The following is a 24,729-nucleotide window of genomic DNA, read 5'->3' on the forward strand; positions in this document are numbered from 1 at the left end:
TCGGGTCACATGCGCGAAGTCTGGCCGGGCGAACCTTATCCACTCGGCGGCACCTGGGATGGCGTTGGCACCAGTTTTTCGGTGTTCTCCGAGGTCGCCGAGCGGGTCGAGCTATGCCTTTTTCACGATGACGGCTCCGAAGAGCGGGTCGATCTTCCTGAGGTGGATGGGTTCGTCTGGCACGGCTACCTGCCAGGCATCATGCCCGGGCAGCGCTACGGCTATCGCGTGCACGGTCCCCACAACCCGGCCCACGGGCATCGCAGCAACCCGTCCAAGTTGCTGCTCGACCCCTACGCCAAGGCCGTCGACGGGGATCTGACCTGGAACGAGGCGCTGTTCCCCTATCACTTCACCGATCCGTCGAAGATCAACACCGCCGACAGCGCCCCCTTCATGCCGAAGAACGTGGTGATCAATCCGTTCTTCGAGTGGGGCAACGACCGCTCCCCCCGGACTCCGTACCACGAGACGGTGATCTACGAGGCGCATGTGCGCGGGCTGACCATGCGCCATCCCGGCGTGCCCGAGGACCTGCGCGGCAGCTACGCGGGGGTCGGCCATCCGGCGATCATCGACCATCTGCTCTCGCTCGGGGTGACCGCGGTCGAGCTGATGCCGGTGCACCACTACATGCCCGAGCACTTCCTGGTGGCCCGGGGGCTGACCAACTACTGGGGCTACAACACCATGGCCTATCTGGCCCCCCACGGCCGCTACTCCAGCTCCGGCACCCGCGGCGAGCAGGTGACCGAGTTCAAGGCCATGGTGAAGGCGCTGCACGAGGCGGGCATCGAGGTGATCCTCGACGTCGTCTACAACCACACCGCCGAGGGCGACCACATGGGGCCCACGCTCGGTTTCCGTGGCATCGACAACGCCGCCTACTACCGGCTGCACGACGGTGACCGGCGCTATTACCTCGACTACACCGGCTGCGGCAACTCACTCAACGTCCGCTCCCCGCACGCGCTGCAGCTCATCATGGACTCGCTGCGCTACTGGGTGCTGGAGATGCACGTCGACGGGTTCCGCTTCGACCTGGCGGCGGCGCTGGCCAGGGAGCTGCACGACGTCGACCGGCTCAGCGCCTTCTTCGACCTCATCCAGCAGGATCCGGTGATCTCGCAGGTCAAGCTGATCGCCGAGCCGTGGGACGTCGGCCCCGGCGGCTACCAGGTCGGAAATTTCCCGCCTTTGTGGACGGAGTGGAACGGGAAGTTCCGCGACACCGTACGAGACTTCTGGCGGGGCACGCACTCCGCGCTGCCGGAGTTCGCCTCCCGGCTGACCGGCTCGGCCGACCTCTACGAGACCTCCGGCCGCCGCCCCGTGGCCTCGATCAACTTCGTGACCTGCCATGACGGTTTCACCCTCACCGACCTCGTGTCCTACGACCGCAAGCACAACGAGGCCAACGCCGAGGACAACCGCGACGGCACCAACGACAACCGCTCCTGGAACTGCGGCGCCGAGGGCCCCGTGGAGGATCCGGAGATCGTCGGGCTGCGCCACCGCCAGCGGCGCAACTTCCTGGCCACGCTCTTCCTCTCCCAGGGCGTGCCGATGCTCTCCCACGGCGACGAGCTCGGCCGCACCCAGCGGGGCAACAACAACGCCTACTGCCAGGACAACGAGATCGCCTGGATCGACTGGTCGCTGCTGCACACCGAGTCCGACCTGCTGGCGTTCGTCCGCCTGCTGTCGCAGCTGCGGCGCGAGCACCCGGTCTTCCAGCGCCGCCGCTTCTTCCACGGCCGCCATCCCGACAACGGCAAGCGCGACCTGGTCTGGCTCACCCCCGGCGGCACCGAGATGACCGCGGGTGACTGGCATGTGAGCTACGCCAAGTCGCTGATGGTCTATCTGAACGGCGAGGCCATCACCGAGCCGGGGCCGCGCGGCGAGCGCATCGTGGACGACTCGTTCCTGCTGCTGATCAACGCCCATCACGAGGACATGACGTTCACCCTGCCCGGCGAGGCGTTCGGCGCCACCTGGCTGCCCGTGCTCAACACCAGCGACGAGAGCTGCGAGAACCTCTACGTCGACGATGCCTGGCGGCCCGGTGACCTGGTCGCCGTCACCTCGCGCTCCCTGCAGGTCCTGCGCCAGCCCCGGGTTCAGTAGGACAGCGCGGAGCTCGCCGTCAGCAGCACCAGGACGAAGGTGACCAGTCCGGCCACTCCATGCAGGATCACGGCCACCATCGGGAAGCGCGCCCTGCCACCGTGCCGTCCGGAGCCGAGCCATCGGGTGAACATCACGAAGCCCAGCAGCGCCGCCACGGCCAGGCCGCCGAACGCGACCCAGGCCAGTGCGCGGCTGCCGGTGAGCAGGTGGGCGATCCAGCAGGCCAGCGCCGCCACGGCCAGCACCGGATGGGAGAAGATCAACGTCGCCGGCAGCGGGGTGACCTTGGCGGTCTGCCTGCGCAGGCCACCGCCCGCCAGCCAGAGGTAGAGCAGGTAGATGCCGACGAGCGCGGCGAATGACCACGTCACTGCAGTCGCCAGGCCCACATGCCCTCCCTGAGGTCTGCCGCCACGTTATGCACATCTCCCCCGAGGCGTCATTTGATACACCAAAGCGCTATCCATCCGGCCAAAACCACCACTCGCGCTGGTTGTCGGGGGCATGTGCCAAGGTAGAGGGGTGCGCCGGATCCATCCCGACATAGCAGACAACCCGGACATCGAGCAGGCCTACGCCTATCCCCGGGACAGCCCATGGCTGCGCCTCAACATGGTGGCCAGCGCCGACGGCGGCGCCTGGCTGCAGGGGCTGTCCGGCGGCCTGTCCAGCAAGGGCGACAAGCGCGTCTTCGGAGTGCTGCGCGGGCTGGCCGACGTGATCATGGCGGGAGCCGCCACCGTCCGGGCCGAGGGCTACGGCGCCGTCAACCCGCGCGAGTCGTGGCGGGAGATGCGGGCGGGCAGGCCGGCCGCCCCGCCGCTCGCGGTCGTCAGCCGGGGCCTCGACCTCGACCTGACCGGCCCGCTCTTCGGCGGCGTGAGCCGCACCATCATCGTCACGTGCGAGAGCGCGCCGGCCGCCCGGCTCAAGGCCGCGGCCGAAGTGGCCGACGTGATCGTGGCCGGCGACGAGGCCGTCGACCTGCGGGCCGCCGTCGCCGAGCTGCACGAGCGCGGCCTGACCAAGATCCTCTGCGAGGGCGGCCCGAGGATCAACGCCCAGCTCGCGGCGGCCGGGCTGGGCGACGAGCTGTGCCTGTCGGTCAGCCCGATGCTGATCGGCGGGGACGCGGCGCGCATCCTCGACGGCGAGCCGTCGCAGGTCAAGCTGGAGTTGAGGCAGGTGCTGGAGGAGGAGGGCGTCCTCTTCTGCAGCTATACGAGGAGTCGATCAGATGACTGACCCGACCACGGGACCGGCAGCAGAGCCCGACCCGCTCGCGGAGCCTCCGGAGGCGGCGAGCGGGCGCGGGAAGAGGAAGGCCAAGGAGCCCGAGCCGATCCCGGATCTCGATCTCCCGGTGCGGCCGCCGGTGTCGCCGATGCTGGCCAAGCCGGTCAAGGCGATGCCCAAGCAGGACGGCAACCTGCTCTACGAGCCCAAGTGGGACGGGTTCCGGTGCATCGTGTTCCGCGACGGGGACGAGGTCTACCTCGGCAGCCGCAACGAGCGGCCGTTCACCCGTTACTTCCCCGAGCTGGTCGAGGCCGTCAGGGCGGAGCTGCCAGACAAGTGCGTGGTCGACGGCGAGATCGTGCTGCCGCGGGGGGCACAGCTCGACTTCGAGGCGCTCCAGCAGCGCATCCATCCCGCGGCCTCGCGGGTGAAGATGCTGTCGGAGCAGACCCCGGCCTCGTTCGTGGCCTTCGACCTGCTGGCGCTCGGGGACGAGTCGCTGATGGAGACGCCGTTCGCGGAGCGCCGTGCCCGCCTGGAGGGGATCTTTCCGGAGAAGGGACAGTCCATCCGGCTCACGCCCGTCACGACCAACGACGAGCAGGCGGTCGAGTGGTTCGAGATGTTCGAGGGCGCCGGACTCGACGGCATCATCGTCAAACCGGGCGACCAGCCGTACATCCCGGACAAGCGGACCATGTTCAAGGTCAAGCACGAGCGCACCGCCGACGTGGTGATCGCCGGCTACCGCGAGCACAAGACGGGTCCCATCGTGGGCTCGATCCTGCTCGGCCTCTACGGCGACGACGGCAGGCTGCATCACGTGGGCGTGGCGGCCTCGTTCCCGATGGCGCGCAGGGCCGAGCTGGTGGAGGAGCTCCAGCCGTACGCCGCCGACCTGGGCGAGCACCCGTGGGGTCACTGGGCCGAGCAGGCGGCGGCCGGCATCGGCCAGCCCGCGGCGGGGCCCGCGACCGGCGGGCAGCGGGTGCCGGGCGCGATCTCGCGCTGGAACGCCAAGAAGGACCTGTCGTTCATCCCGCTCCGCCCGGAGCTGGTGATCGAGGTGGCCTACGACCAGATGGAGGGCGACCGGTTCCGGCACACCGCCCAGTGGCGGCGCTGGCGGCCCGACCGCACGCCGGAGTCGTGCACGTACGAGCAGCTGGAGCAGCCGGTTTCGTACAACCTCGATGACATCCTTGCCCGATAGCTGCAAATGACGTTATATCTCGACATATGAGCACCGGAGATGAGCTGCGGGCGGCGGTGGGCGCACGCCGCGACCTCGGCCCCGAATTCGAGGACGCCGTCGTCGAGTCGTTCCTCGACAAGATGGGGCAGGAGGTCGACCGGCGAGTGGACGAGCGCCTGGCGGCGGTCACTCCGAAGGCGAAGGACCTGGACCGGCATGACAGGACGCGAGACGCTCAGCGGCTCGCCCTGGCGATCGTCTCGCTGGCCCTCGGCACGGTCGCCACGGTCCTGCTCACCCTGTTCGGCGATGCCAGCAATGGCACGTTTGTCGCCGTCTGGATCGGCATCGTGGTGGTCAACGTGGTGTTCAACAGCCCCCGTTCCCGCTGACCCCGCCTCCACCCACCACCGCGGCCGCCCCGTACGAAGATCAGGACCTGAAGACCGAGATCACCATCTTGTACGGGTCCGCAGGCACGCGCCCACCCGCCGCACGGGCGGGGCCTCCGGGAAGACCGCCGCGGGCCGACAGGCGTCGCACGGTCACCGTCACGTCGCACGGGCACGGCGCACGGGCACGGCGCACGGGCACGGCGCACGGGCACGGCGCACGGGCACGGCGCACGGGCACGGCGCACGGGCACCGGGACGAGGGTTGCGCGACGACCGTCCGGGCTCCGTCACCGGGACGCCCGCGCATCCGCGGGGGCCGGCCGGGGCCGGAGCTCATGGGGTGGTGAAGGCCAGGGAGGTGTTGTGGCCGCCGAAGCCGAAGGAGTTGGTCATCGCGGCCGCCCACCCGCCCTGGCGAGGGGCACCCGTGACGATGTCGAGCTCGATCTGGGGATCCACGTGGTCGAGGTTCTTGGTGGCGGGGACCAGGCCGTCGCGGAGGGCGAGGATGGCGGCGACGCCGCCCAGAGCGCCGGCGGCCCCGCAGAGGTGGCCGGTCATCGACTTGGTGGCGGTGACCGCGGGATGCGTGCCCAGCGCCTCGGCGATCGAACGGCACTCCGTCAGGTCGCCGGTCGGGGTTGAGGTGGCGTGGGCGTTCACGTGCCCGACGTCGAGAGGGTCCAGCCCCGCGGCGGCCAGGGCCAGCCGCATCGCGCGCACCTGGCCGCCCACGTCGGCGGCGGTGATGTGGTGGGCGTCGGAGGTGGTGCCCGCGCCGGCCAGCGTGGCGTACGTCCTGACGCCACGGTCCACGGCGAACCCCTCCCTCTCCAGCACCAGCACGGCGGCCCCCTCGCTGAGCACGAACCCGTCACGCCCGGCGTCGAACGGCCTGGAGGCCTCCTGCGGAGCGTCGTTGCGCGTGGACAGCGCCCTGGCCTGTGCGAACCCGGCGAGAGTCAGCGGATGCAGGCACGCCTCGGCGCCACCGGCGATCACCACGTCGGCGCGGCCCAGGCGAATCAGGTCCAGCCCCATCGCGATCGCCTCGGCACCGGAGGCGCACGCGCTCACCGGCGTGTGCGCACCGGCCCTGGCTCCGAACTCGATGCTGACCACGGCCGCGGCCCCGTTCGGCATCAGCATGGGGACGGTGTACGGCGAGATCCTGCGCGGGCCGGACGCCTCCATGACGTCGTCCTGGGCGAGCATGGTCAGCATCCCGCCCACGCCGGTGCCGATGACCACCGCCAGACGTTCGGGTTCGACCTCGGGGGCTCCGGCGTCGGCCCACGCCTCCCGCGCGGCGACGAGCGCGGCCTGCTGGCAGCGGTCCAGCCGCCTGGCCCGCACCCGCCCCAGCACCTCGGCGGGCTCCACCAGCATCCGCCCGGCGATCCGCGCGGGCAGCCCGTCGGCCCACTCCTCCTCGATCAGGCTGACGCCGGAGCGCCCTTCCAGCATGCCCGCCCAGGTGGAGGCCACATCCCCGCCCAGCGGCGTGGTGGCTCCGAGCCCGGTGACCGAGGCACCCGCCGTCAGCTCGCTCCGCATCAACGCCCCCTTCGTCCGTGGAGCCACCCCGTTTCAGGGCGCTCCTGGATCACGTTGCCAGCACCGGGGGGCACGGGCAGACGCTGTGATCGACGAAAAAGTCGCGGCAGATTTGTCCGCGATGCCATGACCTCCGGCGAGTCGTACGGCTCCTCAGGGAGTGGACGCGAATCTCGGGACATGCGGCAGATCGCCGGATCAACCCGCTTCAAGAGTGGCCTACGCGAGCCAGACGAGGCCGGCGAAGCGGCCCGGGTCCTGGCGGCGGTGCGAGTAGAGCTCGGCCGCCTCGATCGTGCACCGGGCGTCGTGCCGCACGTCGGGGACCCCTGCCGCGAGGAGCTGGGCCTCGATGCCGGCGCGCAGGTCGAGCGCGGGGGTGCCCCAGGAGGTCGTGGAGTGCGCCTGCGGCACCTTGGCCGCCACCTGGTCGCGCAGCTCGGCGGGCACCTCGTAGCAGTGGCCGCACGCTCCCGGCCCGATCAGCGCGACCATCCGCCGCGGGTCCGCGCCCTTGTCGGCCATCGCGCCGACCAGCGCCGCCGCGATGCCCGCCTCCGTCCCAGGACGGCCCGAGTGGGCGGCTCCCACCATGCGCGCCACCGGATCGGCCACCAGCACCGCGGGGCAGTCCGCGCCGAGCGAGGCCAGCGCCAGACCCGGCTCGGTGGTGAAGACGCCGTCGACGGGCGGCGCGTCGCCGCCGAACGGCTCGCTGACGTAGGCCACCTCGGCGCCGTGCACCTGGCGCATGAACACGATGGCCCGCACCCCGAGCTCCGCCGCGACGCCGTCCCGGTTCGCCCGCACGGCGACGGGGTCGTCGCCGGTGAGCCCGCCCAGGTTGCGCGTGTCGTAGGGCGGGGCGCTCACGCCTCCGTGGCGGTCGGTGACGGCGACGTGAACTCCGGGGACCAGCTCCATGCCCCGATCCTATGACCCGCCTCCGGCCTCGCCACGCGTCCGGCGGGGTACCCCTCCGGCGTCGGGCGGGCGAAGCTGGGACCGTGGGACGAAGCCCGACCGTACTGACATGATCTACAGCGAGGAGACCCCCGCATGACCAGCCTTGCCGACCTGCACGCTCTGATGGCCCGGCTCGGCCACCCGGTGATCCAGGTTCCCCTGGTCTCCGGCGCGCGCTTCGCGGACGGTGCCCCGTACAGGTTCGAGATCCCCAGCGTGGAGGGACCGGAGGTGCTGGAGGCCGTGGTCGAGGAGGCGGACCGGCTGGGCGTGTCCGTGGCGCGCACCTCGCAGGGCAGCGGCGTGATGATGCTGTCGGACGCGGAGATCTCCGCGATGGCGGAGCTCGGCGCCGAGCGGGGCATCGAGGTCAACCTGTTCCTCGGCCCCCGCGCCGCCTGGGACACCGGCGGCCAGGCCAAGCTGACGCAGGCGGTCGGCGCGGCGGCGCGCGGCAACTCGATGGTGGCGGCGTGCGTGGCGGACGCTGAGCGGGCCTGCTCGCTGGGCATCCGCAGCCTGCTCGTCGGGGACCTGGGCACGTTGGAGGTGCTGTGGCAGCTCAAGGCCGACGGCACGTTGCCGGCGAACCTGGTGCTGAAGACCTCCGTCCTGATGCCGCTCACGAACGGCCCGACGGCGGCCATCTTCGAGCGGCTCGGCGCCGGCACGCTCAACGTCGGCACCGACCTGACGGTGCCGCAGCTCGCCGAGATCCGCGCCGCCACCAGCCTGCCGATCGACCTCTACCTGGAGGTGCCGGATGATCAGGGCGGGTTCGTACGGTTCTACGAGGCGGTGGAGATCGTCCGGGCGGCGGCGCCGGTCTATCTGAAGATGGGGCTGCGCAACGCCCCGAACATCTACCCCTCGGGCAGGCACCTGGGAGTCATCCCGAAGGAACTCGGGCGGGAGCGGGTGCGCAGGGCGGCGCTGGTGCGGCGGCTGGTGGAACAGCTCGATCCCGCCCTGGCCAAGCCCGCCTCCGGCCGTCCCACCGACCTGGGCGTGCCCGAGGTGTGATGGCCGGGCTCGTTCGCGGGGCACCGCGCCCGGCGAGCGCCGCCGGCGCCGGACGCGGTGTGCCAGCATGAGCCGGTGACCGAGCTGCTGCGGGCCCAGCACTCTCACCGACCTGGCAGATGATGATAACATCTGGATGTTACGAACATCCGAGACTCTGAAGGGGGAGCGCTGATGGCGACGCGGCATCTGTACGTGGTGCGGCACGGCGCGGCTGACCCGTTCGGGGAGTTGACCGAGGCCGGGCGGCGGCAGTCGGAGTTGGTGGCCGACCGGCTCGCCCGCCTGCCGGTCGACGTTGTGTGGCACTCGCCTCTGTCGCGTGCGGCGCGTTCAGCGGGGATCATCGGCGAGCGCCTGCCGGGTGTTCCGGTACGGGAGGCGGCCGAACTGGTCGATCACGTGCCTCATGTGCCGGACCGGGTCCTTCCCGCGTGGGCGGGGTTCTTCGACGGCTACGACGCCGCGGAGGCTGCGGCGGGCGCTCGCATTGCGGATGCCCTGGTCGAACGGTTCGCCCGTCCCACCGAGTCCGAGACCCACGAGGTCCTGGTGACGCATGCGTATCCGGTGGCCTGGTTGGTGCGGCACGCTCTGGACGCGCCACCCGCGCGATGGCTGGGGTTGGACTGCGGCAACGCGGCGTTGACGGCGATCCGGTACCACGATGGTGTGGCGCCGACGGTGCTGGTCTACAACGACATGGGGCACTTGCCGCCCGACCTGCGCTGGACGGGGTTCGGGCCCGGCGTCCGGCTATGAGGTCGGGGCGGCAGGTGCCCCGTGGTCACCCTGGGGGCGCGTGACCGAGCGCGGCGCGGGCCGCGTTGAGGCGCTGGACCTCGTCGCGTTCGGTGCGGTCGCCCGATACCTCGTCCGCCCATGAGAGCAGTCGGCGCAGATGCGCGTCGGCCGTGTCCGTGGTGATCGGAGGGCTGCCGACGGCGACCGTCCCGCTGGTCCCGTCGATGGTGACCAGGGTGCCTTCGCCGATGGTGCGTCCGCCGACCGTCACCGAGGCGCCGGCGGCGTCGATCGCCAGGCCGGTGATGCCGACGACGGCGGGTTTGCTCATCGCCCGCGCGACGACCGCCGCGTGGCTGGCCGGTCCGCCGCGGGCGGTGACGATGCCCGCCGCGGCGGCCAGGCCACGCATGTCGTGCGGGGAGGTCTCGGGGCGTACCAGGATGACGGGGCCGTCGGCGGCCATCCGTACCGCCGCGTCGGTCGTGGTCGCGACCTTGCCGACCGCAACGCCGGGACACGCCCCCACCCCTCGGGCCAGCACGTCGGCCTGCGCGGACGCTGCGATGCGCGGGGTACGGACGTGCCGGAGGTGTTGCGGTGAGATCCTGCGCAGCGCTTCGTGGCGGGTGATCAGATGCTCGTCGGCCAGGTCCGCCGCGACGCGTACCCCGGCCGCGCCACCGTACCGGCCGGGCCGGACCTGCAACAGCCACAACTCGCCGGCCTGGAAGGTGAACTCGACGTAGCAGGCGTCGCGGTGGTGCCGCTCCAGCCGGGCCAGGGCATCGGTCAGGGCGGCCCACACGGCCGGTTCTCGCGAGTGGAGTTCGTGCAGGGGCCGGGCCGATGACCGGCCCGAGACGACGTCCTCGCCCTGGTGGCCGAACAGGACGTCGCCGAACGGGACGTTCTTCCCGGTGTTGGGGTCGCGGCTGAAGGCGACTCCGGTGCCGCTGCGGTCGTCGCGGTTCCCGAACACCATGGCCTGCACGATCACGGCGGTGCCGAGATCGTGCGGGATGCCGTGGAGTTCGCGGTAGGTTCGCGCGCGCGGCGCGTTCCATGACGAGAACACGGTCTCGACCGCCAGCTCCAGTTGCCGGGACACGTCGTCCGGAATCGATTCGCCGCGTCGCTGCTGGGTCGCCTGGATCGCCTCATCGAGGCGCCCGGCGGCGCCGGTGTCGGCGAGCGCGGAGGCGAAGCCGGACAGCAACCGCAGCCGCGAGTCGCGGGCGAACTGCGCGTCGCCGGTCTCGGCCGCCAGTGCCTCCGTCGCTTCGTTCGTGAGACCGAGGTTGAGGATGGTGTTCATCATGCCGGGCATCGACACGCTCGCCCCGGAGCGGACCGACACGGTCAGCGGGGTCCGTGTACCGCCGAAACGTCGTCCCGTCGCGGCTTCCAGGCCGCTCATCGCGGTCGCGAGTTCGGCGTCGAGTCCGGCGGGAAGGCGCCCTTCGCTCAGGAAGGCCCTGCATGCCTCGGTGGTGACGACGAACGCGGCGGGCACCGGTAGTTCCAAACGGTGCAGTGCCACGAGTCCGTGTGCTTTGGCGCCCAGGGTCTCGGCGGATTCCTCGACCTGCGCGGAGATCTGGCGGATCCACTTCATCGGGGGATCCCGAGGGTGGCGAGCAGGTCTTCGTGCAGTTCGGCCCACACGGCGTGGTACGACGCGATGTGGTCGGCCACGTACTCCAGCTGCCCCGAGGCGGCACGGGTGAGGGCGCCGGCGAGGCGGTGCCGGTAGAGGCCGAAGCGGGGCACCGCCGCCGCCAGTTCGGCGCACACGGCCGCGGCCCGCCGGTCCAGGTCGGTGAATCGGCCGAGAACCCGGGCGTCGTAGGAGGGATCGCCGTGGTCGTTGACGGTCATGACGCCGTCGACGGGTTTCAGTTGCCAGGCCGTGCAAAGGTCGAGCAGCTCCGGGTTGAGCACCATGAACCGCTCGTACGCCCCGGCCACGGCCGCGCGGGCGCCGGCTGCTTCGAGCTGGTGGGCGATGCGCTCGGCGTCCGCGACGCGGCCGGCGTCCGTCAGCCCCCATGCGCTGAACGCGCCGGGCTCGTAGGTGACGAGCCCGGCGACCGCGAGGTCGATCAGCTCGGACTCGACCGCGGACTCGTCCATGCCGGTGGCGGCCGCCAGGCGTGCGGTGCCCGTGTGGCCGCAGCAGCGCAAGGCGTGCAGCACCAGCAGGTCGTTGTCGATTGAAGAAGGTCCAGGCGAAGTCATGTTCCTGCTTTCCGTGACCGTGGCGCGTGCGCGGTGTTGGCGGTGGCGGCCGCGTGGGCGGCGCCTCGCCCCTGGGCTCGGGCGACGATCGCCCCGTCCTGGATCCGAACCGCGGCCTCGGTCCTGTCGTTGGTATCGGTCAGGCCGACGGCCGTCGCCGCTACGGCTGCGTCGTCGATGACCAGCCGGAAGTGCCGCCAGACCTCGGAGGGGAACACGCGGCGCAGGCAGAAGGCGAGGTCCGGCGACTCCGTTCGGCGCGCAGCTCTCCAGCCCGATGGCCAGTAGCAGCGCGTCCAGCCGGGCGATCTGTGCCGGCACGGTGCGGCTCTGCTCGTCGTCGATGACCTCCGCCGCCCCGGGTCAGCTGCGCCCGTCGCGGCGATCTGGTCGACCTTCGCCAGGGCGTAAGCCTGCTCGATGAACTCCTGCCTGGCCGCCGCCAGCACCGGTGCGCGCGTGCATGCCTGCCGCTGGACCCGTGTCAGCCGGGACATCACCACTCCCTCCCTTCGGCAACCCTCTCAAGATACTGCCACCATCTGAATGGTGACACCATCTGAAAGTCGATCGTCCCTCCGAGACCGAGGGGACGATCGACGAGAAGGGAGGGCAGGCGCATGGAGGACTACGCGCGTTCCAGACCGAAGGGCTGGTCAAGGGGTTCGGGACCACCACCGCTCTGGCCGGGGTCGATCTGCCCGCTCGCCCCGGGACAATGCCGGGCGTGCTGGGACCCAACGGCGCCTCGGCCGGCACGCCCGCCTACCCACACGTTGTGGGACATGCCGCTCGTGCCTGCCTGTTCGGCGGCCGGATTCAGGAGGGCGTCCAGGCTCAGGACGTGGAAGGTGCCCTCCAGGGTGCCGAGGGCGAGCCAACTGACCTGCCGTGACATGGTGTTCCACACCGAGGCGGAAGGACCCGTTGTGGTTATCGGCGTTGAGGGCTGATCTGCGGGCCGGCGAAGTCAGAGCCTTGGCGGAAGGCTGCGTACTCGGCGTGGGCCTGTTCAATTTCCTTGATCAATGCGTCGTGCCGAAGAGGAGCCGGATCACCGACCGGGCCAGGGTCTCTGGATCACTGTGGGCGGTTTCGGGCAGGGCGCCGCTCAGCCAAAGGCCGGCAAAGCCGTGGGCCAGAGACCAGCCGGCGATGGTGGTCAAGCGGTCTTGCCCCGGACCCGGCGACAGCCTGCCTGCGCTGGTGACGAGCACATGGGCCGCGCGCTCACGCGCCGTTTCCACGCTGGGATCATCCACTCGGTACAACTCCGGCCGGAACATCACCTCGAAGTAGGGCCGATGGCTGATGGCGAAACGGACATAGGTAACTCCGACCTCCAGCGCGTCATCGGCCGCTCGCTCCAAGGCGTCGGCGAACACCTCGAATCCCTCGGCAGCCACGGCCGTCAGCAGTCCGGCCCTGTCGCCGAAGTGGTGGGCGGGGGCAGCGTGCGAGACGCCCGCGCGTCGGGCCAGCTCGCGCAGGCTCCATCCGGCCGGGCCGGATTCCGTGATGGCCTGGAGAGCGGCGTCGATGATGGCGCGCCGCAGGTTGCCGTGGTGGTAGGCGGTCCGCTTGATCTGCCTCACCTCCGCCTTTCCGCGATAGAGGGTGCCACCCTCATCATATCTTGACGTTGACAAGATAGGGACTCTCCTCCAATCTATCCGATGACAAGATTGGAGGAGCGATGGTTCCGTTCATCGCCCTGATCGGCAGTTTTGCCGTCTTGCGGCTGCTCGGCCTGGCCGGCATCGACACTGGCCGGCTCCGCCGGGCTGCTGGTCCCGCCCCTGGCGCCCTGGGCCGCGATCGGGCTCGCGCTGCTCATGATGGCCGCCATGTTCCCGCCGCCATCGCCGCGGCCGCGTAGGTCACGGCCCGAGCGCTCCGCGCCTCACCCGTCCGCGCACACCGCGACAGTCACCGCCAGCATCTGTCGGTCACGGGCACGCTCGACAGGCCCACACCCCGCACCGAACGGCGTGGACATCCGCGCCCTCCCTATGAGTTCGACGAAGAAAGGAGGGCGATGACCGCCACCGGCTTCGCCCAGGCCAGAGAACAGTCCCCACCGCCATCAGATGCCGACCCCGAGACGGGACAGAGCATGACGCGGCTGTTGCGTCCGTATGGATGGCCTTTCGCGCTCGTTGTCATCCTGCAGATGATCGGCGCTCTTGCGGGTTTGGCGCCGCTGCTGGCGGTCGTCGAACTGGGTCGTGCCCTGTTGGCCCCCGGCCCGATCCATCACGGTCATGTGTGGCCGGTGGTGATCGGGGGTGTGGTCGGCTTGCTGGTCCGGCTGGTGTTCACGGCCGCGTCGTCCGGCCTCGGGCATCTTCTCGACGGCCGGGTGCAGCTGTCGTTGCGGCGGCAGTTGGCCGCGCGGCTGGGGCGGGTGCCGATTGGCTGGTTCTTCCGGCGCCGGACAGGCGAACTGGCCAAGGTGGTGGGTGAGGACGTCAGTGCCGTGCACCCGTTCATCGCCCACGCGCCGGGCGAGGTCGTCTCCGCATTCATGGTGCCGCTGGTGTCGCTGATCTACCTGTTCGCCGTCGACTGGCGGCTCACGCTGATCACGCTGATACCGGTGATGATGGCGATACTGCTGGTCCCACTGCTGATGCTCCCCGCACGGCAGCGCGAGCAGGAGGAGTTCGACGCGGCCATGGGACGGATCGCGGGTTCGGTCGTCGAGTTCGTGCAGGGCATCGCGGTGGTCAAGGCGTTCGGCGGATCCGAGCGCGCGCACCATAAGTTCCTCAAGGCCACCGACGATTTCGTCAGCGTCTTCTCCCGGTGGGTGCGTGGCATGTCCCTGGTCGCCGCCGGGATGCAGCTGGCGCTGTCGCCGCCGTTCGTGCTGCTGGTCGTGCTGATCGGCGGCGCGGCTCTGATCACGCGCGGATCCCTGACCCCCGCGGACCTACTGCCCTTCCTGCTGCTCGGACTGGGCCTGACCGCGCCGGTGGCGGCCCTCGGCCACGGCTTCGACGACATGCAGGCCGCCCGGCGCGCGGTCGGCCGGATCCGCGACGTGCTCCAGGTGTCGCCGCTGCCGGAGCCCGCGCACCCGGTCGCGCCACGGGGGCACCGGGTGGAACTGCGCGGCGTCCGCTTCGCCTACGAGGCCGGTCACGAGGTGCTGCGCGGGATCGACCTGGTCCTCGAACCGGGGACGGTCACCGCGCTCGTCGGCTCGTCGGGAAGCGGGAAGTCCACGCTGGTCCAGTTGTTGCCGAGGTTCTTCGACCCGACCCACGGCTCGGTACGGCTGGGCGGTGTCGACCTGCGCGAGATCGGCAGCCGGGACCTCTACCGGACGGTCTCCTTCGTCTTCCAGGACGTTCGCCTGCTGCGCGCCTCGGTCACCGACAACATCGCGCTGGCCGTACCGCATGCCGACCGTGACGACGTGGTACGCGCCGCCCGGCAGGCCAACATTCATGACCGAATTCTTCAGCTGCCGCGCGGGTACGACACGGTGATCGGCCAAGAGGCCCGGCTCTCGGGTGGCGAGGCACAGCGCATCTCGCTCGCCCGCGCGCTGCTCGCCGACGCGCCCGTTCTGGTGTTGGACGAGGCGACCTCCTTCGCCGACCCGCAGACCGAACAGGCGGTGCGCCGGGCTCTGGCGAAGTCGGCGGGTGATCGGACCCTTCTGGTCATCGCGCATCGCCTGGAGACGGTCGCCGACGCCGACACCGTCGTAGTGCTGGACAACGGGTCGATCGTCGAGCGCGGCAGCCCCGCCGACCTGCTGGCACAGAACGGCAGGTTCGCCGCGCTCTGGCGATCCCACCAAGCCGCGATCCAAGGAGACCAGCCCCGATGATCCGAATGCTGCTGCGCGTGCTGGGACACCAGTACGCCAGGGCCATGCGCGCCACCGTGGCCCTCATGACGGCGACCGCCATCGCCGAGGGCCTGTCCTACGCCCTGCTGATCCCGGTACTGCGGGCACTGCTCGGCAGCACGCCGGCCGATGCCGGGCCGTGGCTGATCGCGTTCGGCACCGCGGTCGCGGCCTACGCCGTTCTGCGCTACTTCAGCGATCTGTCCGGTATGCGGGTGGGGACCACCATGCTGCGTGGCATGTACCACCGGCTCGGCGAGCACCTGGCCCGACTGCCCATCGGCTGGTACGACACCGGGCGGGTCGGCGAGGTGTCCGTCATGGCCAGCCGCGGCCTCCTGGAGGCGATGGGCGTGGCGGCGCACCTGCTGGCGCCGTTCATCTCCGCCCTCGTGACTCCCGTGACGATCGTCGCCGTGATGCTCGCCTTCAACTGGCAACTGGGGCTGGCCGCGCTGCTGGCCGCACCCGTCGTGGCGGCGATCATGGCCTGGACGGCACGCTCGGTGGCCGCCACCGATGCCGAGCGGCACGAACGCGACAAGGAAGCCACCGGGCGGGTCATCGAGTATCTTCAGGCCCAGCCGGTGCTGCGAGCCGGCGGACGGACCGGCGAACGGTTCACGATGCTCGACGACTCGCTGCGGGAGGTCCAGCGCGCCTCCCGCCGTACCGTGCTGGCGACGCTGCCCGGCATGGTGGGCCTGACGCTCACGGTGCAAGCGATCTTCACCGCCCTGCTGGTCCTGGGCGGCTACCTCGCGCTCGGCGGGAACATCGGCGCGGCGGAGCTCCTGACGATCCTGGTGCTCGCCGCCCGCTGCGCCGATCCGCTGCTGTCGCTGTCTGACATCGGCGGCAAACTGCGCAGCGCACGGTCCGAGCTGGACAGGCTCGACCAGGTGTTGCGCACCGAGCCGCTGCCGGAACCCCGCGAACCGATCCGGCCGGAGCGCTATGACCTGGAGTTCGAGTCCGTCTCCTTCCGGCACGGCGACCGTACGGTGATCGACGACCTGTCGCTGTCCGTGCCGCAGGGGCAGCGGCTGGCCGTCGTCGGGCCGTCGGGGGCGGGCAAGAGCACCCTGCTGCAGTTGCTCGCCCGGTTCTACGACGTGGACGCGGGCGCAGTGCGCATGGGAGGTGTGGACGTGCGCGCGATCAGCACCGAGGTGTTGATGGAGCAGATCGCCATCGTCTTCCAGGACGTCTATCTCTTCGACGGCACGATCGAGGAGAACGTGCGCCTCGGCCGTCCCGACGCCTCCGAGGCCGAGGTACGGGCGGCGGCGACCGCGGCGCGGCTGGACGAGGTGATCGAGCGACTGCCCGGCGGATGGGCGACCAACGTCGGCGAGGGCGGCGCACTGCTGTCGGGCGGTGAGCGCCAGCGTGTCTCGATCGCGCGAGCGCTGCTGAAGAACGCGCCCATCGTGCTGCTCGACGAGGTCACCTCCGCGCTCGACCCGGTGAACGAGGCGGCCCTCCACGAGGGCATCGAACGCCTGATGGCGGGCCGGACGGTGGTGATGGTGGCGCACCGGCTGCGCACCGTCCGGCGCGCTGACCGCATCGTCTTCCTGGACGACGGCCGGATCGCGGAGGATGGCGCCCACGACGAACTGCTGCACCGCGGTGGCCGCTACGCCGACTTCTGGTCTGTCTCCGCGGCGCCCGCGCTGGGTGATTGAACCCGTGTGAAGCCAGGCAGCGCGGGTACCGGTGGTCGCCCGATGTCCCACAGCAGCACGAGGTCGTCGCGGCCGCCGGTGGCCAGAAGCTCCCCGCCGGCGGCTGAAGCCATCGGACCGCCTGCGAGGCGATGGACGCGGAGGTCAGAGGGAGCCGGCCGCCGGTCTGCGGGGGGACGAGCCGGGGCCGCCGGGGGCGGAGCCGTGCAGGATGACGTCCGGCGCCTTGCCGAGGTCGAGGAACATGTGCACCTCGTCGAAGCGCCGCCTGCCCACTTCGACCACGTTCGGGAGCCGGCCCCACTCCTTGAACCCGAGCGCCTCGTACAGCCCGATCGCGCCGTGGTTGTTGCCCCGGACGCTGAGCCTGAGCGTTTCGATGCCGGCCTCGCGGGCGCTGGCGGTGAGCGCGGAGACGATCCGCCCGCCCAGGCCGAGGCCCCGGGCCGACGGGTGGGCCATGATCTTGCCCACCTCCGCCGAGTGGGCGAACACGGCCACCGGTTCGCGCCGCCACAGGCCCATGCCTTCGACGACCCCGTCCACCGTGGCGAGGGCGAGGCGGGCGTCGCCGTTCCTGACGGCTTTCAGCGTCTCCTCCACCCAGGGGTCGGTCTGTTCGCGGCCGGGCGGCTCGAGGTAGCCGATGGCTCCGCCGAGCTCGGCGACGGCGTGCATCACCCGGTGCACGGCGGACAGCAGGGCTTCGTCGGCGGTATCCGGCCAGGTCAGCTCAGTTCGCACGATTGGACATTATGCCGCTCGGCGGACTGCCGGCCGCCGGCGGGCCCGCCCCTGGCCGCGCACATCAAGCAAGCATATGCTTGGTCACGTGGCTGACTACAGGAACCTGATCGGCGGCGAACTGGTCCCCGCGACCGGCGGCGCGACCATGGACTCGGTGAACCCGGCGACCGGCGAGGTGTGGACGCAGGTGCCGGCGAGCGGACGCCCCGACGCCGAGGCCGCCGTCGAGGCGGCGCGGCGGGCGTTCCCCGGCTGGGCGGCGATGCCCGCGCTGGGCAGGGCGCGCTTCCTGCGCAAGGTGGCGCAGGTCTTCGCCGAGCACGCCGAGGAGCTCGCCAGGCTGGAGACCAGGGACAACGGCAGGATCCTGCGCGACACCCTGAAGAAGGACCTGCCCGGCATGACGTACCTGTGGGAGATCGCGGCGGGCCAGTGCCTGGACGCGGTCAAGGGCGACACGGTGATCCTGGGGCCGGACCAGCTCGGCCTGACGCGGCGGGAGCCGTACGGGGTGGCCGTCTGTGTCATTCCGTGGAACTCCCCCATCTCGACGTTCTCGGCCAAGGCCGCCTACGCGCTGGCAGCGGGGAACACGGTGATCGTCAAGCCGGCCGAGCAGGCGAGCGCCTCGGTGCTACGGCTGGGCGAGCTGCTGGCGGGGGTGTTCCCGCCCGGGGTGCTGAACATCGTCAGCGGGCTGGGCGAGGAGGTGGGCGACGCTCTGGTGCGGCACCGCGGGGTGGGCAAGGTCAGCCTGACGGGTTCGACGGCGACGGGACAGGCGATCACCAGGGCCTCGGCCGACGCGCTCAAGCCGCTCACGTTCGAACTGGGCGGCAAATCCCCAAATATCGTCTTTCAGGATGCTGATCTGGACGCGGCCGCCGAAGGCGTCACCGTGAACTCCATCTACACCGGGAACGCCGGCCAGGTCTGCGTGGCCGGCTCGCGGATCCTCGTCCATCGCGCCGTCTGGGACGACCTGCTGGCGCGGATCGAACTGATCGCCGGCGGCCTGGTGCTGGACGACCCGCTGGACCTCGCGACCACGATGGGCCCGATCGTCTCGGCCGAGCAGTACGAGCGCGTCACGTCCTATCTGGGCATCGCCGAGAAGGAGGGCGCCGAGCTGCTCTTCGGCGGCAGGACGGGCGCCGACGTGGTGCCGCACCTGCCGGGCGGCTACTGGGTGTCCCCCACGCTCTACACGGTGACGGACAACTCGCTGCGCGTCTGCCAGGAGGAGATCTTCGGCCCGGTGGCGGTGGCGATCCCGTTCGAGTCGGACGAGGAGGCGCTGGAGATCGCCAACGACTCCGTCTACGGCCTGGCCGCCGGGGTGTGGACGCGCGATCTGGGGCGCGCGCACCGGTTCGTACGGGATCTGCAGAGCGGCACGGTGTGGGTGAACACCTTCCGGCAGATGCCCCCGGGCCTGCCGTTCGGGGGCATCAAGGACAGCGGGTACGGCCACGACGCCGTCCTCGAATACACGCGTGAAAAGGCAGCCATTATCAGCATTTAGTCAGATAGATTTCCGGTCATGAGCGAGGGGATCATCGACCAGCCGGAGCGGTCCGAGGCCGCGGCCCAGTCGCGCGCCTCCGTGCTGCGCAGCCGCGCCGAATCGTACATCGCGCTGGGCCGCCATGATGCGGCGATCGCGGATCTGACCGAGTCGATCGCCCTCGTGCCCGACAACGCCAGGGCGTGGCGGCTGCGCGGGGAGAGCCACCGGATCATCGACAGGTACGAGGCCGCGATCTCCGACTTCGACGAGTCGCTCAAGCTGGAGCCGGACAGCTCCTACGCCCTCGGCTCGCGCGGCCAGGCCCACGCCGCGCTCGGGCGCTTCGAGGAGGCCCTGGCCGACTTCGAGCACGCCCTGACGCTGACGCCGGAGTCGCTGTGGATCCTGGAGGCGAAGGCGGACGCGCTGGCCGACCTGGACCGGCTTGAGGACGCGCTGGATCTGCACGCCAGGATCATCGTCCTGAACGAGGATCTCGCCTACTCCTGGCTGGCCCGCGGCGACCTCTACCAGCGCATGGGCCTGTACGCCGAGGCCATCGCCGACTACTCCACCGCGCTGGAGGCAGAGCCCGGGTACGTGCGCGCGTACAGCAGGCGGGGCGAGGCGCTGCGCATGATCGACCGCTACGAGGAGGCGCTGGAGGACCTGAACCGGGCGGTCGAGCTGGACCCGGACAACGACCGGGCGCTGGGCAGCCGCGGCGCGGTGCTGAGCGAGATGGGCGACAACGAGGGCGCGCTGAAGGACCTGGACCGGGCGATCGAGTTGGACGAGGACTACATCTGGGCCTACCGCGTGCGCGGCGAGATCTACCAGGAGCTGGACCGGCACGAGGAGGCGGTGGCCGACTTCACCCGCGCCCTGCAGCTGGAGTTCGGCGACGACTGACGCCCGTGCCGGCGGCGGGCCGCCGGCACGGGCTCTCAGAGGGCGAGCAGGGCGTTGACGGGCATCCTGCTGTCCGACAGCGGCCTGATCGCGATGCGGAGCAGGGCGAGCGCGTTGTCGTCGCCCGCGATGCGGTTGGCGCTGAGGCCGCCGCAGGACTGGCAGTGGTGGATGATCAGCCACTCGCCGTCCTGGCGGACCGAGACGCTCAGCGCCGCCATCCGGCCCCGGCAGCTCGCCCGCCGGTCACCGGGGATCCGGTGATCGACGTGCAGGCTGGTCAGGCAGTGCGGGCAGTGGTTGCGGTGGGCGGTGCCGGGCGCGATGACCGGCACGTCCAGCCGGCAGCCGACGCAGCGGAACGCGTCGCCCGGCTCGCCGTGCCTGACGTCCTTGCGCCGTTGCGGCCTGCGCCCGGCGCGTTTCCTTCGAGGCGCGCGTCCTCCGTCCGGGCTCGTCACAGGTCACCGAACGTTTCCAGCGGGAACGGCGGCTGCGCGAGCGGGCGGACGGCCATCCGCATGAGGATGAGCTGGTTGTCGTCCCCGCAGATCGGGTTGGACGTCAGCTCGCCGCAGCGGGTGCAGCGATGGATGATCATCCAGTCGCCGGTCCGCAGCACCGCGATCGAGATCGGCGTCATCCGCGACCCGCACTCCGACGGCCCGCCCTCGGCGCGGTCGAAGACGTGCAGCGAGTGCAGGCAGCTCGGGCAGTGGTTACGGCGAGAGCCGTCGGGAGCGGCGGCGGTCACGGTCAGGCCACAGCGCACGCATGGGAACGTACTGGTCAGGACGGAACGGGTCTTGTTGTTGGACACCTTGGGGTACTCCTTGCCGGAATGGTGAAGAAAGAGCAGCAAGGAAGCGCCATGCGGGCCTCGCGACCGGTGCCCGCGTGCGCGGGCACGGCGATACGGGGCGCGTACGTGGGCACGCGCGTACGGCCGGTCAGAGGTGACGTGTCAGTGGCGGGATCGGACCACGGTACGACGAGGCGCGCTTGGCGCGGACCGAGGCATAGACCCCCCGCTTTCCAGGGCATGACAGCCCAGTGACGTATCCAACGGACATCGGCGAGCGTAACCGCCCGGTCTCCCGGATCGCCATCGATTTATCGGCGTCACGAAGCCGGAGGCGCGCGGCCACCATGTTGCCTGTCCGCGACCCCTGGAGATTGACCGAATAAGGTTCTAGATTCGGGCCCATGGCTATCGGGCTGACCGAGGAACATCGGGCACTCGCCGAGTCCGTTCGCGGGCTGGCGGGGCGCACCGTGGCGCATGAGGCACTGGCCGGGCAGGGCGTGCTCGGGCTGCACCTGCCGGAGGAGCACGGCGGGCAGGGCTACGGGCTGCTGGAGCTGTGCGTGGCGCTGGAGGTGCTCGGCGAGCGGCGCGCGTCCGGCGCCTACCTGCCCGCCGTGCTCGCCGCAGCGGTCGCCGCCCGCTCCCCCGCGGCCGATGGCCTGCTCGGCGGGCTCGCCGACGGCTCGCTGACCGCGGCCGTCGTCCTGCACGACCGCGATCCCGCGCCCGCGGGCTCCGCACCGTCCATGGCCGGCGGAGGTGGCCTCGCACTCGGGGCGGCGGACGCCGATCTGTTCCTGGTGCCCGCAGGCGACGGCGAGTGGGCGTTGCTCGATCGCGACGACGTGTCGGCCGAGCCGGTCGGCGGGGTGGACCCGGATCGCGCCCTCTGCCAGGTGGTGCCGCGCGCCGTACGCCCCGAGCGGGTGCTCGGCGCGGTGCCGGTGCGGGAGCTGGCCGCGGTGGTGCTCGGCGCGGATGCGTGCGGGCTGGCCGCCTGGGCGGTGGCGACCGCCGCCGATCATGCCAGGGTGCGCGAGCAGTTCGGGCGGCCGATCGGGCAGTTCCAGGGCGTCAAGCACCGGGTGGCCGCCGCGCTGGTGGCCTTGGAGCAGGCTCGGGCCGCCGTCTGGGATGCGGCCAGAGCGCTGGACGAGCACGCGGACCGTACCTCGCGAGCTTTGGCCGAAGCGCGGGACGGACGTGCGGGCCGGACCACCGCCGAGGACGTCCGGACGCCGGGCGAGGTGTCGCTGGCGGCCGGCGTGGCGGCGGTGCTGGCGCCGGACGCGGCCGTGCGCTGCGCGGCCGACGCGATCCAGGTGCTGGGCGGCATCGGCTACACCTTCGAGCACGACGCGCACCGCTACTACCGCAGAGCGCTGTCCGACCGGATGCTGACCGGCGATCCCGGCGTGTGGGCCGGGGAGGTCGCGGAGCTGGCGGTCGCCGGGGTCCGGCGGCGGATGGAGCCGGACCTGCCCGAGGAGGCCGCGGCGGTCCGGGACGCGATCAGGGCGCAAGCGGAGTCGTTGCGGGCCGAGGAGCCGGCGGACAGGAGGCAGCGGTTCGCGCGGGAAGGGTGGATCATGCCCTACCTGCCGGAGCCGTGGGGACGGGGGGCATCGCCGCTGCAGCAGGTGATCATCCACCAGGAGTTCCGCGACCTCAAGCGGCCGAACCTGGGCATCGCCGCCTGGGCGGTGCCGTCCATCGTCGGCTACGGCACGCGCGAGCAGCAGGAACGGTTCCTGCCGGGGACGTTCGGCGGTGAGATCGTGTGGTGCCAGCTCTTCAGCGAACCGGGGGCCGGTTCCGATCTGGCGGGACTGTCGACCAGGGCGACGCGGGTGGAGGGCGGGTGGAGCCTGACGGGGCAGAAGATCTGGACGTCGCTGGCGCAGTACGCCCACTGGGGAATCTGCCTCGCCCGGACATCACCGGAAAAATCCAAGCATGAGGGGATTACGTACTTCCTGGTGGAGATGTCATCTCCGGGGGTCACCGTCAAGCCGCTCAAGGAGATCAACGGCGAGGAGATCTTCAACGAGGTCTTCCTCGACGACGTGTTCGTCCCCGACGAGCTGGTCGTCGGGGAGGTGGACGGCGGCTGGCGGGTCGCCCGCGACACGCTCTCGCATGAGCGGGTCGCGCTGGGCGACTCCTGGGGCCCCGGGTCCCAGCACACGGACATGGTCAAGCTCATCGCCGGACTCGGGCCGTTGCGCGAGTCGCAGCGCGAGCAGGCGGGCCGCCTCTGGGCCGAAGGTCAGGCCATCTCGGCGCTCGGCCTGCGCGTGACGCTCTCCCAGCTCTCGGGCGGCGGTGGCGGCACCGCCTCCAGCGTGCGCAAGCTGCTCGGCATGCGTCACTCCCAGGCGATCTCGGAGTTCTGCTGGTCGCTGGACCCGGCGAGCCCTCACTGGAGCCGCATGATCCTGACCACCCGCGCGTTCACCATCGGCGGCGGCACCACCGAGGTCCAGCTCAACATCATCGCCGAACGCGCTCTCGGCCTGCCCCGCGACCCGTGACCGCGGCGGGCGTGGCGCCCCCGCCGGTCATTCCTCGTCGTGGCGTGCCTTGCTCGGCTGCACTCGCTTGGGCTCGCCGGGCATCTTCGGATAGTTCGGCGGATAAGGCATATCTCCGCGTTCGTCCTTCTGGTACCAGTCGAGCAGCGCCTCGATGGAGTACGCGCGGTCGTCGATGGCGGCGTGCACGTCCCCCAGCTCGGCGAAGCGGGCCGGCACGGTCCGGATGTCGAAGTCACGCGGGTCGGCGTCGGCCAGCTCGTCCCAGGTGAGCGGTGTGGAGACGGGCGCGTGCGGCTGAGCCCTGACGGAGTAGGCGCTGGCGATGGTCCGGTCGCGGGCGTTCTGGTTGAAGTCGATGAAGACGCGCTCGCCCCGCTCCTCCTTCCACCAGGCGGTGGTCACCAGGTCCGGGTCGCGCTCCTCCACCGCCCTGGCCAGGGCGATCCCCGCGTGCCGCACCTCGACGAAGTCCCAGCGCGGCTCGATGCGCACCGCGATGTGCACGCCCCGGTTGCCCGACGTCTTCACGAACCCGGTCATACCGAGCTCCTCCAGCACCTCCCGCGCCAGGAACGCCGCCTTCCGCGCCGCCTCGAAGCCCATCCCCGGCTGCGGGTCCAGATCGAGACGCAGCTCGTCCGGATGCTCCACGTCGGCCGCGCGCACCTGCCACGGGTGGAAGTCGATGGTCCCCAGATTCGCGCAGTAGGCGATGGCGGCGACCTCGGTCACCCTCAACGAGTCGGCCTTGCGCCCGCTGGGAAAGGTGACGGTGACGGTCTCGAGCCAGTCGGGATGCTTGGGCGGCATCCTCTTCTGGTAGATCGCCTCACTCTGCACCCCGTCGGGATGCCGCTTGAGATTCGTGGGCCGATCCTTCAAGGCCCGCAGCGCCCCCTCGCCCACGCTCACGTAGTACTCGACGAGCTCGCGCTTCGTGGCGCCGATCTCCGGAAAGTACACCTTGTCGGGGTTGGTGACCTTAACGGTCCTCTCCCCCACCTCAAGCTCTATGTACGGCGAAGCCATGAAACGAACCTACCGCCAATCCACCGAAGATCACCGTCTCGCGACACCTCGAAACGGGACACAGCCGGCCGGAGCCCTCAGGCACGGACGGGGGCCCGCCCCGGAGCCGCCTCGGTGGCGGGACCGGGGGCTCGACG

24 protein-coding genes are annotated in these 24,729 nt (G+C 71.0%); 12 read left to right on the forward strand and 12 right to left on the reverse strand.

Annotated elements, in window-relative coordinates; genetic code table 11:
• Nucleotides 1–9: 9 nt before the first annotated feature.
• Nucleotides 10–2,130, forward strand: coding sequence for a glycogen debranching protein GlgX (gene glgX, locus V5E28_RS07910; RefSeq protein ID WP_336205742.1), 2,121 nt, complete (start codon nt 10–12; stop codon nt 2,128–2,130).
• On the opposite strand, the gene V5E28_RS07915 is transcribed toward glgX, so the two are convergent.
• Entirely contained in the window at nt 2,124–2,522 is a 399-nt protein-coding gene (locus V5E28_RS07915) for a hypothetical protein (RefSeq protein WP_336205743.1), read from the reverse strand. The two genes, glgX and V5E28_RS07915, sit on opposite strands and share 7 nt — an antisense overlap.
• 133 nt (nt 2,523–2,655) lie before the next feature.
• Between V5E28_RS07915 and V5E28_RS07920 the strand changes: the two genes are divergently transcribed.
• Genes V5E28_RS07920 through V5E28_RS07930 form a run of 3 tightly spaced genes read left to right on the forward strand, consistent with a single transcriptional unit; the run spans nt 2,656 to nt 4,959 of the window.
• Nucleotides 2,656–3,378, forward strand: coding sequence for a pyrimidine reductase family protein (locus V5E28_RS07920; RefSeq protein WP_336205744.1), 723 nt, complete (start codon nt 2,656–2,658; stop codon nt 3,376–3,378).
• Complete coding sequence (locus V5E28_RS07925; protein WP_336205745.1) at nt 3,371–4,585, forward strand: ATP-dependent DNA ligase; 1,215 nt, start codon at nt 3,371–3,373, stop codon at nt 4,583–4,585. Before V5E28_RS07920 ends, V5E28_RS07925 begins: the two co-directional genes overlap by 8 nt.
• Nucleotides 4,586–4,611: 26 nt before the next feature.
• Nucleotides 4,612–4,959 (forward strand): hypothetical protein, encoded by a 348-nt coding sequence (locus V5E28_RS07930; protein ID WP_336205747.1) that lies wholly within the window; start codon nt 4,612–4,614, stop codon nt 4,957–4,959.
• Nucleotides 4,960–5,295: 336 nt separating this feature from the next.
• Here the strand turns inward: V5E28_RS07930 and V5E28_RS07935 are convergent, their stop codons facing one another.
• Together V5E28_RS07935 and pgeF are read right to left on the reverse strand one after the other, a co-directional pair.
• Nucleotides 5,296–6,519: a beta-ketoacyl-[acyl-carrier-protein] synthase family protein gene (locus V5E28_RS07935; RefSeq protein WP_336205748.1), complete on the reverse strand. Its 1,224-nt coding sequence runs from the start codon at nt 6,517–6,519 to the stop codon at nt 5,296–5,298.
• Between the two features lie 219 nt (nt 6,520–6,738).
• Entirely contained in the window at nt 6,739–7,443 is a 705-nt protein-coding gene (gene pgeF, locus V5E28_RS07940; protein ID WP_336205749.1) for a peptidoglycan editing factor PgeF, read from the reverse strand.
• Between the two features lie 135 nt (nt 7,444–7,578).
• On the opposite strand from pgeF, the gene V5E28_RS07945 reads away from it, so the two are divergent.
• Both V5E28_RS07945 and V5E28_RS07950 read left to right on the forward strand, forming a co-directional pair.
• Nucleotides 7,579–8,508, forward strand: a complete 930-nt coding sequence (locus V5E28_RS07945; RefSeq protein ID WP_336205750.1) for a hypothetical protein — start codon at nt 7,579–7,581, stop codon at nt 8,506–8,508.
• Between the two features lie 174 nt (nt 8,509–8,682).
• Nucleotides 8,683–9,270 carry a histidine phosphatase family protein gene (locus V5E28_RS07950; protein ID WP_336205751.1) on the forward strand — a complete coding sequence of 196 codons (588 nt, stop codon included), beginning with the start codon at nt 8,683–8,685 and terminating at the stop codon, nt 9,268–9,270.
• Nucleotides 9,271–9,295: 25 nt separating this feature from the next.
• Here the strand turns inward: V5E28_RS07950 and V5E28_RS07955 are convergent, their stop codons facing one another.
• The 5 genes from V5E28_RS07955 to V5E28_RS07975 form a co-directional block, all read right to left on the reverse strand.
• Nucleotides 9,296–10,870 carry a pyruvate, phosphate dikinase gene (locus tag V5E28_RS07955; RefSeq protein WP_336205752.1) on the reverse strand — a complete coding sequence of 525 codons (1,575 nt, stop codon included), beginning with the start codon at nt 10,868–10,870 and terminating at the stop codon, nt 9,296–9,298.
• Complete coding sequence (locus V5E28_RS07960) at nt 10,867–11,493, reverse strand: transcriptional regulator (protein ID WP_336205753.1); 627 nt, start codon at nt 11,491–11,493, stop codon at nt 10,867–10,869. Before V5E28_RS07960 ends, V5E28_RS07955 begins: the two co-directional genes overlap by 4 nt.
• The gene (locus V5E28_RS07965) at nt 11,490–11,990 is read right to left on the reverse strand and encodes a hypothetical protein (RefSeq protein ID WP_336205754.1); all 501 of its coding nucleotides are present in this window, start codon (nt 11,988–11,990) and stop codon (nt 11,490–11,492) included. Before V5E28_RS07965 ends, V5E28_RS07960 begins: the two co-directional genes overlap by 4 nt.
• Before the next feature lie 131 nt (nt 11,991–12,121).
• Nucleotides 12,122–12,391 carry a hypothetical protein gene (locus V5E28_RS07970; protein ID WP_336205755.1) on the reverse strand — a complete coding sequence of 90 codons (270 nt, stop codon included), beginning with the start codon at nt 12,389–12,391 and terminating at the stop codon, nt 12,122–12,124.
• 127 nt (nt 12,392–12,518) lie between these two features.
• Nucleotides 12,519–13,088, reverse strand: a complete 570-nt coding sequence (locus tag V5E28_RS07975) for a TetR/AcrR family transcriptional regulator (RefSeq protein ID WP_336205756.1) — start codon at nt 13,086–13,088, stop codon at nt 12,519–12,521.
• A gap of 101 nt (nt 13,089–13,189) precedes the next feature.
• Here V5E28_RS07975 and V5E28_RS07980 point away from each other — a divergent pair, with 101 nt between their 5' ends.
• The 3 genes from V5E28_RS07980 (at nt 13,190) to V5E28_RS07990 (ending at nt 17,049) form a co-directional block, all read left to right on the forward strand.
• Entirely contained in the window at nt 13,190–13,372 is a 183-nt protein-coding gene (locus V5E28_RS07980; RefSeq protein WP_336205757.1) for a hypothetical protein, read from the forward strand.
• 294 nt (nt 13,373–13,666) lie between these two features.
• The gene (locus V5E28_RS07985) at nt 13,667–15,337 is read left to right on the forward strand and encodes an ABC transporter ATP-binding protein (protein ID WP_336205758.1); all 1,671 of its coding nucleotides are present in this window, start codon (nt 13,667–13,669) and stop codon (nt 15,335–15,337) included.
• Nucleotides 15,334–17,049 (forward strand): ABC transporter ATP-binding protein, encoded by a 1,716-nt coding sequence (locus tag V5E28_RS07990; protein WP_336205759.1) that lies wholly within the window; start codon nt 15,334–15,336, stop codon nt 17,047–17,049. Before V5E28_RS07985 ends, V5E28_RS07990 begins: the two co-directional genes overlap by 4 nt.
• A 144-nt stretch (nt 17,050–17,193) precedes the next feature.
• Here the strand turns inward: V5E28_RS07990 and V5E28_RS07995 are convergent, their stop codons facing one another.
• Entirely contained in the window at nt 17,194–17,793 is a 600-nt protein-coding gene (locus V5E28_RS07995) for a GNAT family N-acetyltransferase (protein WP_336205760.1), read from the reverse strand.
• Nucleotides 17,794–17,881: 88 nt separating this feature from the next.
• Between V5E28_RS07995 and V5E28_RS08000 the strand changes: the two genes are divergently transcribed.
• Together V5E28_RS08000 and V5E28_RS08005 are read left to right on the forward strand one after the other, a co-directional pair.
• Nucleotides 17,882–19,321 carry an aldehyde dehydrogenase family protein gene (locus V5E28_RS08000; protein ID WP_336205761.1) on the forward strand — a complete coding sequence of 480 codons (1,440 nt, stop codon included), beginning with the start codon at nt 17,882–17,884 and terminating at the stop codon, nt 19,319–19,321.
• A gap of 18 nt (nt 19,322–19,339) precedes the next feature.
• Nucleotides 19,340–20,218 carry a tetratricopeptide repeat protein gene (locus V5E28_RS08005; RefSeq protein ID WP_336205762.1) on the forward strand — a complete coding sequence of 293 codons (879 nt, stop codon included), beginning with the start codon at nt 19,340–19,342 and terminating at the stop codon, nt 20,216–20,218.
• Nucleotides 20,219–20,253: 35 nt separating this feature from the next.
• Here the strand turns inward: V5E28_RS08005 and V5E28_RS08010 are convergent, their stop codons facing one another.
• Nucleotides 20,254–20,679 carry an RNHCP domain-containing protein gene (locus V5E28_RS08010; RefSeq protein WP_336205763.1) on the reverse strand — a complete coding sequence of 142 codons (426 nt, stop codon included), beginning with the start codon at nt 20,677–20,679 and terminating at the stop codon, nt 20,254–20,256.
• Nucleotides 20,676–21,038, reverse strand: coding sequence for an RNHCP domain-containing protein (locus tag V5E28_RS08015; RefSeq protein ID WP_442945789.1), 363 nt, complete (start codon nt 21,036–21,038; stop codon nt 20,676–20,678). The genes V5E28_RS08010 and V5E28_RS08015 overlap by 4 nt, the downstream gene beginning before the upstream one ends.
• Nucleotides 21,039–21,424: 386 nt before the next feature.
• On the opposite strand from V5E28_RS08015, the gene V5E28_RS08020 reads away from it, so the two are divergent.
• Nucleotides 21,425–23,560, forward strand: coding sequence for an acyl-CoA dehydrogenase (locus tag V5E28_RS08020; protein ID WP_336205764.1), 2,136 nt, complete (start codon nt 21,425–21,427; stop codon nt 23,558–23,560).
• A 27-nt stretch (nt 23,561–23,587) separates the two neighbouring features.
• Here V5E28_RS08020 and ligD read toward each other — a convergent pair whose 3' ends face one another.
• Nucleotides 23,588–24,592: a non-homologous end-joining DNA ligase gene (ligD, locus tag V5E28_RS08025; RefSeq protein ID WP_336205765.1), complete on the reverse strand. Its 1,005-nt coding sequence runs from the start codon at nt 24,590–24,592 to the stop codon at nt 23,588–23,590.
• Nucleotides 24,593–24,729: the final 137 nt, after the last annotated feature.

The organism is Nonomuraea sp. LPB2021202275-12-8, assembly GCF_037044575.1.
Lineage (GTDB): Bacteria > Actinomycetota > Actinomycetes > Streptosporangiales > Streptosporangiaceae > Nonomuraea.

What these genes read in the sequence shown, in the direction of transcription:
- pgeF (WP_336205749.1), bottom strand. Translation starts at nt 7,443, where the DNA reads ATGGAGCTGGTCCCCGGAGTTCACGTCGCCGTCACCGACCGCCACGGA.
- V5E28_RS07945 (WP_336205750.1), top strand. Translation starts at nt 7,579, where the DNA reads ATGACCAGCCTTGCCGACCTGCACGCTCTGATGGCCCGGCTCGGCCAC.
- V5E28_RS07950 (WP_336205751.1), top strand. Translation starts at nt 8,683, where the DNA reads ATGGCGACGCGGCATCTGTACGTGGTGCGGCACGGCGCGGCTGACCCG.
- ligD (WP_336205765.1), bottom strand. Translation starts at nt 24,592, where the DNA reads ATGGCTTCGCCGTACATAGAGCTTGAGGTGGGGGAGAGGACCGTTAAG.
- V5E28_RS08005 (WP_336205762.1), top strand. Translation starts at nt 19,340, where the DNA reads ATGAGCGAGGGGATCATCGACCAGCCGGAGCGGTCCGAGGCCGCGGCC.
- V5E28_RS07925 (WP_336205745.1), top strand. Translation starts at nt 3,371, where the DNA reads ATGACTGACCCGACCACGGGACCGGCAGCAGAGCCCGACCCGCTCGCG.
- V5E28_RS07990 (WP_336205759.1), top strand. Translation starts at nt 15,334, where the DNA reads ATGATCCGAATGCTGCTGCGCGTGCTGGGACACCAGTACGCCAGGGCC.
- V5E28_RS07935 (WP_336205748.1), bottom strand. Translation starts at nt 6,519, where the DNA reads ATGCGGAGCGAGCTGACGGCGGGTGCCTCGGTCACCGGGCTCGGAGCC.
- V5E28_RS07930 (WP_336205747.1), top strand. Translation starts at nt 4,612, where the DNA reads ATGAGCACCGGAGATGAGCTGCGGGCGGCGGTGGGCGCACGCCGCGAC.
- V5E28_RS07960 (WP_336205753.1), bottom strand. Translation starts at nt 11,493, where the DNA reads ATGACTTCGCCTGGACCTTCTTCAATCGACAACGACCTGCTGGTGCTG.
- V5E28_RS07970 (WP_336205755.1), bottom strand. Translation starts at nt 12,391, where the DNA reads ATGTCACGGCAGGTCAGTTGGCTCGCCCTCGGCACCCTGGAGGGCACC.
- V5E28_RS07985 (WP_336205758.1), top strand. Translation starts at nt 13,667, where the DNA reads ATGATCGGCGCTCTTGCGGGTTTGGCGCCGCTGCTGGCGGTCGTCGAA.
- V5E28_RS07965 (WP_336205754.1), bottom strand. Translation starts at nt 11,990, where the DNA reads ATGTCCCGGCTGACACGGGTCCAGCGGCAGGCATGCACGCGCGCACCG.
- glgX (WP_336205742.1), top strand. Translation starts at nt 10, where the DNA reads ATGCGCGAAGTCTGGCCGGGCGAACCTTATCCACTCGGCGGCACCTGG.
- V5E28_RS07955 (WP_336205752.1), bottom strand. Translation starts at nt 10,870, where the DNA reads ATGAAGTGGATCCGCCAGATCTCCGCGCAGGTCGAGGAATCCGCCGAG.
- V5E28_RS07980 (WP_336205757.1), top strand. Translation starts at nt 13,190, where the DNA reads ATGGTTCCGTTCATCGCCCTGATCGGCAGTTTTGCCGTCTTGCGGCTG.
- V5E28_RS08020 (WP_336205764.1), top strand. Translation starts at nt 21,425, where the DNA reads ATGGCTATCGGGCTGACCGAGGAACATCGGGCACTCGCCGAGTCCGTT.